This is a genomic window from Thalassospira tepidiphila MCCC 1A03514, from assembly GCF_001662875.1.
In the GTDB taxonomy this organism is placed as follows: Bacteria; Pseudomonadota; Alphaproteobacteria; order Rhodospirillales; family Thalassospiraceae; genus Thalassospira; species Thalassospira tepidiphila.
This window is the reverse complement of the sequence record NZ_JPVZ01000011.1, coordinates 112,657-119,463: the sequence shown is the minus strand read 5'-3', so window position 1 is coordinate 119,463 and position 6,807 is coordinate 112,657. Positions and strand designations below refer to the sequence as shown.

The 6,807-nt window shown below is 55.9% G+C and carries 6 protein-coding genes; 5 read left to right on the top strand and 1 reads right to left on the bottom strand.

The genetic code is table 11. The features are described from left to right. Positions 1–273 precede the first annotated feature (273 nt). From TH4_RS18510 to TH4_RS18490, 5 genes are all read left to right on the top strand, one after another. Positions 274–1,464: a Ppx/GppA phosphatase family protein gene (locus tag TH4_RS18510; RefSeq protein ID WP_245228002.1), complete on the top strand. Its 1,191-nt coding sequence runs from the start codon at positions 274–276 to the stop codon at positions 1,462–1,464. Positions 1,465–1,524: 60 nt separating this feature from the next. Continuing rightward, complete coding sequence (locus tag TH4_RS18505) at positions 1,525–2,331, top strand: RlmE family RNA methyltransferase (protein WP_083997188.1); 807 nt, start codon at positions 1,525–1,527, stop codon at positions 2,329–2,331. 188 nt (positions 2,332–2,519) lie between these two features. Next, a complete protein-coding gene (locus TH4_RS18500; RefSeq protein ID WP_040824713.1) occupies positions 2,520–3,044 on the top strand; it encodes a PAS domain-containing protein in 525 nt (174 codons plus the stop codon). A 197-nt stretch (positions 3,045–3,241) separates the two neighbouring features. Beyond that, positions 3,242–4,708: an IMP dehydrogenase gene (gene guaB / locus TH4_RS18495; RefSeq protein WP_064782292.1), complete on the top strand. Its 1,467-nt coding sequence runs from the start codon at positions 3,242–3,244 to the stop codon at positions 4,706–4,708. A 199-nt stretch (positions 4,709–4,907) separates the two neighbouring features. Further along, positions 4,908–6,245 carry an RsmB/NOP family class I SAM-dependent RNA methyltransferase gene (locus TH4_RS18490; protein ID WP_008892167.1) on the top strand — a complete coding sequence of 446 codons (1,338 nt, stop codon included), beginning with the start codon at positions 4,908–4,910 and terminating at the stop codon, positions 6,243–6,245. 131 nt (positions 6,246–6,376) lie between these two features. Here the strand turns inward: TH4_RS18490 and TH4_RS18485 are convergent, their stop codons facing one another. Continuing rightward, a complete protein-coding gene (locus TH4_RS18485) occupies positions 6,377–6,670 on the bottom strand; it encodes a hypothetical protein (RefSeq protein WP_008892166.1) in 294 nt (97 codons plus the stop codon). Between the last annotated feature and the right edge of the window lie 137 nt (positions 6,671–6,807).

Sequence of the window (6,807 nt, the reverse complement as noted above, 5' to 3'; positions counted from 1 at the left end):
CGTAGGTCTACCGTTAACCTATTCCCCAACAAAACTTGGTACACCGTGCGCGACGTGCGGCGCGGTGTGGGCCGCTATGTATAAAACCCGCCCGGTTTTGGCAACCCCTTTTTTGTTTCCATCTGGTCAACCATGCGATTACCGCATACGGGATTTGCCTTGCCGGGGATTGTCGTTACACTCATATAGTTGATTCGCGAGATCGTCACATAAATATCATGATGATCAGCGATATAGAAATTATGCGTGTAACAGAAGGCAGGTTTTCGAACGGTGAAGCACCAATCCCCCCATAGCAACTCGCACAGGGGCAGCAGCCCGGCAGGCGGCGCTGCGATGGGCGGGCATGCCGTGCTTGATGGCCCCGATAAACCGGGCATGCCGCAACCGGGAACCGCCGTTCAAGTCCCCGACGGTGGCACAAAGTCATCGCGCATCGTTGATTGCATTACAGCCCCGCTTTATGCGGCGATTGATTTGGGCAGTTCAAACTGCCGGCTTCTGGTCGCGCGCCCGTGCAATGATGGCTTCAAGGTGATTGATGCCTTTTCACGTGTCGTGCGCCTTGGCGAAGGTGTGCGTGAAAAGGGCTATCTGTGTGAGGCGGCGATGGACCGGGCGATTGATGCGCTTCGGGTCTGCGCCAAAAAACTGCGCCGCCATCCGGGCGCAAAGCTTCGTGCCGTTGCAACCGAGGCCTGCCGCACTGCCAATAACCGTGATGAATTTGTTCGTCGCGTTTTCGATGAAACCGGTATCTCGCTTGATATCATCAATCCGGATGAGGAAAGCCGTCTGGCGCTTCAGGCCTGCTCGGCCCTTCTCGATGAACGGCCCTATGCGGTGGTGTTTGATATTGGCGGTGGCAGTACGGAGATCTGCTGGATCAAGGTCGACAAGACCGGCAAGACCCAGTGCATTGAAACCCTGTCCATGCCATGCGGTGTTCTGTGCCTGACCGAACGTTATGCCACGGTCGAGGAACGCCGCGAACGGTTTGAAGCCATGCGCACCGAAATCCGCCAGCGTCTTGAAGAATTTGCCAAGCGTAATTGCTGCTCGGACATGCTCGATGATGACAAGGTCCAGATGGTTGGCACCTCGGGGACCGTCACCACATTCTGTGGCATTGCCCTTGGTCTTGAACGGTATGAACGTCACAAGGTCGATGGGTCTGATCTGCGGTTTGATGATGCGGAACGTGTGACCGAGCTTTTGCTGCGTATGGGATCGGACAAACGCAAGGGCCATCCGTGCATTGGCAATCAGCGCGCCGAATTGATGGATGCCGGGGCGGCGATCTTTGCAGCGATTCGTGATATCTGGCCGTTAGCGACGCTTAAGGTCGCCGACCGTGGACTTCGCGAAGGCATTCTGGTCGATTTGATGCGCGCAGATGGCCACGCTATTGACCCATGCGACGCACGCCGTCATACAGTGTCGCATATTCCGGCTTCCTCCTGATCGGTTGACATCCATGTCCCGGCAGGTCTGGCCAAAACAGAATTCAGTTCAGGATAAATCATGAGCGACAATCGCAGCGGAAAAGGCGGGCAGCGCCGCCGCAAGGGTTCGGCCATTGCAGCCATCGACACCGGCGCACGCCGTGGCCTGCGTACGCGTGTAAAAAGTGCCAAGGGGCGCAAGATTTCCTCGACCCGCTGGCTTGATCGCCAACTCAATGACCCGTATGTGCAAGAAGCCAAGCGTCTTGGCTATCGTTCGCGTGCGGCCTTCAAGCTGATTGAAATCAACAACCAGTTTGATCTGCTGCAACCGGGCATGCGCATTGTTGACCTTGGTGCGGCCCCTGGCGGCTGGACGCAGGTGGCGGTGGAGATGGTCGGCTCCAAACATGGCAAGGGCCAGGTTGTCGGCCTTGATATCCTTGAATGGGAAGGCATTTCGGGGGCGACCTGTTTGCAGGCCGACTTCCTTGATCCCAAGGCGCCGGACATGATCAAGCACGAATTGCAGGGCGCGGTTGATGCCGTAATTTCCGATATGTCACCGGAAACCACCGGCCACCGTCAGACCGACCACATTCGTATTATTGATCTGGTCGAACATGCGTTGCTGTTTGCCGAGGAAGTTCTGGCACCGGGCGGTATTTTCATTGCCAAGGTGTTCAAGGGCGGTACCGAGAACGAGCTTCTTGACCGTGTCAAAAAGAACTTCCGCGTGACCAAACACGCCAAACCACCAGCATCCCGCCCCGAAAGTCCCGAGGCCTATCTGATCGCGACCGGTTTCCGCGGCCAGAATAACGCCGAGGACGACATCAGGAATGCCGAAATCCGCGAAGACGACAACTGGTCGCCGATCGAATAGGCATCAATAAATTATTCCAATATCCACAATGGGATAGACTGGAATAGTTATAATTCTTCAGGCATTGTTGCGTTACATCAAACCCTGATCGCGTCCAAGGCGTTAATGATCAAGGTGGCAAGAAGTTAATCTTGCATTCCGGGTGGAACGGGCCATGTGGGGTGGCCATTGCTTGTGGGGTTTATCTGATGAAACAGGACAATCTTAGCCTGACAGGGGTGGAACGTCATTTTGACGAGCATGAGATCATCGTCTCAAAGACCGATCTCAAGGGCAGGATTACATATGCCAATGACACGTTCCTGCGTGTTGCCGGATACCGTGAACGCGATATCCTTGGTCAGCCACACAGCATCATCCGCCATCCCGATATGCCAAGGTCGGTCTTTGCCCTGCTGTGGCAAACCATTGAGGCCGGGCGCGAGATTTTCGCCTATGTGATCAATCGCAGTGCCAATGGCGACCATTACTGGGTCTTGGCCAATGTCACGCCAAGCTTCGGTCCGGATGGCAAGATCATCGGATATCATTCCAACCGGCGGGTGCCGCGTCGTGATGCGGTCGAAAAGGTCATCCCGCTTTATAAGGCGCTGTGTGAAGAAGAGGCCAAGGAGGCCAACCGCAAGGAAGGCATGGCGCGCGGGATCAAGATGGTCACTGACCTGCTGAATGACGCTGGCATGGATTACGACCAGTTTGTCTTTAGCCTTTAGGTCTGCGTTCCTAGGGCTCGCATTTGCGGAAATGAAAAAGGGGCTCGCCTGACGGCAGCCCCATCGACCAGTTTCTAACGGAATGCGCAAAATAAAGCATCAATAAAATCACAGGGCTGTTATGGGCGCACAAAACTTGGCATTTGGGGCATAACGTGTATAAATTCCGCGCCAACTCAGATTAACGAGGTGGCCAGATGACCCGCATTGCCGAAGCCCTGACGTTTGACGACGTATTGATCAAACCCGCAGCATCAGAAGTGCTGCCTGCTCAGGTGCAGACCAACACCCGCATTACCAAGAATATTGAACTCAGAATCCCGCTGCTTTCCTCGGCAATGGATACCGTTACCGAAAGTGCAATGGCGATTGTCATGGCACAGCATGGCGGCATGGGGGTCATTCACAAGAACCTCGATATCGCACAGCAGGCCGAAGAAGTTCGCCGCGTGAAAAAGTTCGAATCGGGTATGGTCGTCAACCCGATCACCATTCATCCTGATCAAACGCTTGCCGATGCGCTGGACCTGATGGATGCCAACCACATTTCCGGTATTCCGGTTGTCGAACGTGGTTCGAACAAGCTGGTCGGCATTCTGACCAACCGCGATGTTCGTTTTGCGTCCAACCGTTCGCAGCCGGTTTCCGAACTGATGACCCACGAGGGTCTGGTCACGGTGACCGAGAATGTCGATACCACCGAAGCCAAGAAACTCCTTCACCAGCACCGCATCGAAAAGCTGCTTGTGGTGGATGAAGCCTATCGTTGCACCGGCCTGATCACGGTCAAGGACATCGAAAAAGCCAAACTCCACCCGAACGCCTGCAAGGATGAAAGCGGTCGCCTGCGCGTTGCCGCGGCAACTGGCGTGGGCGAGGCCGGCTTTGAACGTGCCGCAGCCCTGATTGAGGCAGGTGTTGACGTTCTGGTCATTGATACCGCACACGGCCATTCGGCCGGCGTGATCAAGGCGGTCGAACAGATCAAGGCCCAGGTTGGCGATACCCAGATTATTGCCGGTAACGTCGCCACCGCAGACGCCGTCAAGGCGCTGGCAGAGGCCGGTGCAGATGCGGTCAAGGTCGGTATCGGCCCGGGCTCGATCTGTACAACCCGTATCGTTGCCGGTGTTGGCGTGCCGCAGCTGACCGCTGTTCTTGAATGTGGTGAAATGGCGCACAAGCTTGATATTCCGATCATCGCTGATGGCGGCATCAAGTTTTCTGGCGACATTGCCAAGGCGATGGCAGCCGGTGCCAGCACCTGCATGGTTGGATCGCTTCTGGCCGGTACTGACGAAGCCCCGGGTGAAGTCATCCTGTATCAGGGCCGTTCTTACAAATCCTATCGCGGGATGGGCTCTGTCGGTGCGATGGCACGCGGCTCGGCCGACCGTTATTTCCAGCAGGATGTTCAGGATAACCTCAAACTGGTTCCCGAAGGCATCGAAGGCCGCGTTCCTTACAAAGGCCCGGCTGGTCAGATCATCCATCAGCTGGTCGGCGGCCTTAAGGCATCCATGGGCTATACCGGTTCGGCAACGCTTGCGGACTTCCGCGAACGTGCAGAATTTGTTCGCATCACCAATGCGGGCCTGCGTGAAAGCCACGCGCACGATGTGACCATCACCCGCGAAGCACCGAACTATCGTCCGGGCGGCTGATGGACTTGCGCCTGCTGATTGGCTGACCAGCCTTGCGTTTGACGCTGTTGGCGAATGGTCCTTGCCATGATATGAGGCGCATTCAAATTTCGATGACGGCAGGCCTTCCTGCCGTCATCAGCTTTTTTATCGTAGAGTGATTGTTTGCTTCCCATATGCGAAGCAGTCTTTCACTCGCAAACAGGTTGGATTTTACGCTTTGAAACCCGGTGCCCGCATAGCAGCCGTTATCGAACTTTACGATGGCTGGACCCATAACCGAGATGACGCCGACCGCGTTGTGTCAGGCTATTTCGGATCACGCCGGTATATTGGCGGCGGGGATCGTCGTGAAATCAGCGAACGTTTCTATAACCTGATCCGTCATCAGGCCCGTCTGGGCTGGTGGCTGGCGGAATGCGATTATCAGTTCCAGGACGGTCGTGCACGCATGATCGCCGATCTGGTGTTGCATGACGGTTTGACAACCAGCGACATCGAAGACCGTTTCTGTGGCGAACAATTCTGCCCGGATATTTTGCGTCCCAATGAAAAGCATCTGATCAACAAGCTTTCGGGCAAAACACTTGATCATGATGCGCAGCCCGGTGCGGTAAAGGCCGAATTGCCGAAATGGCTTTATACCGAACTGATGAAGCTGCATCACGAAAACCTTGCGGCCGAAATGGCGGCGTATAACCAGCCTGCCAAACTTGATCTGCGTGTGAACCGCCTGCGCGGCACTGTAGAAGATGCAATCAAGTCGCTGAAGGCGGATGGTATCAAGGATATCGAACGCACCCCCTATGCCCCGAATGGCCTTCGTTTGCCGCTTGGTTTGAACATGCTGGTCACGGCGGCCTATAAAGACGGCCTGATCGAAATCCAGGATGAAGCATCGCAGATTTGCGTGCATCTGGTCGACGCCAAGCCGGGCATGACGATTTTGGATATGTGTGCAGGCGGTGGCGGCAAGACGCTTGGTCTTGCTGCGGATATGCGCGGCAAGGGCCGTATTCTTGCCTGTGACACCCATGGCGGTCGTTTGGACAATGCGCGCAAACGTGCACGTCGTGCCGGGGCAGGCGATTGCATCCAACAACGCATCATTGCCGATGAACGTGACAGCTGGCTGCGTAACAAGTCGGGCTTCTTTGATCGGGTGTTGCTTGATGTGCCGTGCTCGGGCCTTGGGACGCTGCGTCGTAACCCGGCACTGCGCTGGCGGATTGGGCAGCGTGACCTGCGCGGCCTGATGGCTGAACAAAGCAAAATCCTTAAGGCCGGTGCCGCCAAGGTCACCAAGGGTGGGCGCCTGATTTATGCGACCTGCTCAATCATGCCCGAGGAAAACGAACGTCTGATCGAAACCTTCATGCGCGATCGCAAGGATTTCAAACCGGTGCCGGTTAATGAAATCTGGCCGGATGCGCCAAAATCAGTGCCAGTACCGGGTGGCAAGGACAAGCCGTGGCTGCGTTTGTCGCCGAATGTGCATGGCACGGATGGTTTCTTTGTAGCGGTGTTCGAACGCACCGCAAAAGGCAAGGTAAAGTAATGACACTGGCGGTAATGGCATATGGAACCCAGTCCCAGCCTCACACCGCCCTTGTTCTGCCTGCAAATCAAAAGGCCCTGCGAGTGATGCTCGCAGGGCCGATTTTGTTTAACCGTCAACGCGCTTATGCGTTACTCGGTGGTCTGTACCGGCTCGTCAAAGATGGTGCCGGTGCCAGTTGCGCTACCGTCGCTTCCTTTGGACGCGTCGCCGTTCTCAAGGTTTTTCATGCCCGGAACGATTTCTTCGGCGCTATCAGGGATCAGGTCTTTGCCGTTTTGCGCAGGTGCGGTTTCCTCGGTGCCAATGATCGGCAGGCTGGTGCCACCGTCTTTCTGGGTCATGGCGATGGCGGTCGCCGTGCCGGCAATCAGAATAAGGCCCGCGACGGCCATAGCGATTTTGCTACCGGTGGAAGTGCTCATGATGATGTGTCCCTTGCGTTGATCAATCGTTTGATGCTCGTGCTTGGACGCGGTGTTTCCCGCGCTCCGTTAGCTCAGATACTGCGCGCCCATTGCGCGGAAAAAAGGGACCAATTGTGGGGTTTTCGGGGTGCTCT

Coding starts and splice junctions, on each gene's coding strand:
- TH4_RS18505 (WP_083997188.1), top strand. CDS start 1,525: ATGAGCGACAATCGCAGCGGAAAAGGCGGGCAGCGCCGCCGCAAGGGT.
- TH4_RS18485 (WP_008892166.1), bottom strand. CDS start 6,670: ATGAGCACTTCCACCGGTAGCAAAATCGCTATGGCCGTCGCGGGCCTT.
- TH4_RS18500 (WP_040824713.1), top strand. CDS start 2,520: ATGAAACAGGACAATCTTAGCCTGACAGGGGTGGAACGTCATTTTGAC.
- guaB (WP_064782292.1), top strand. CDS start 3,242: ATGACCCGCATTGCCGAAGCCCTGACGTTTGACGACGTATTGATCAAA.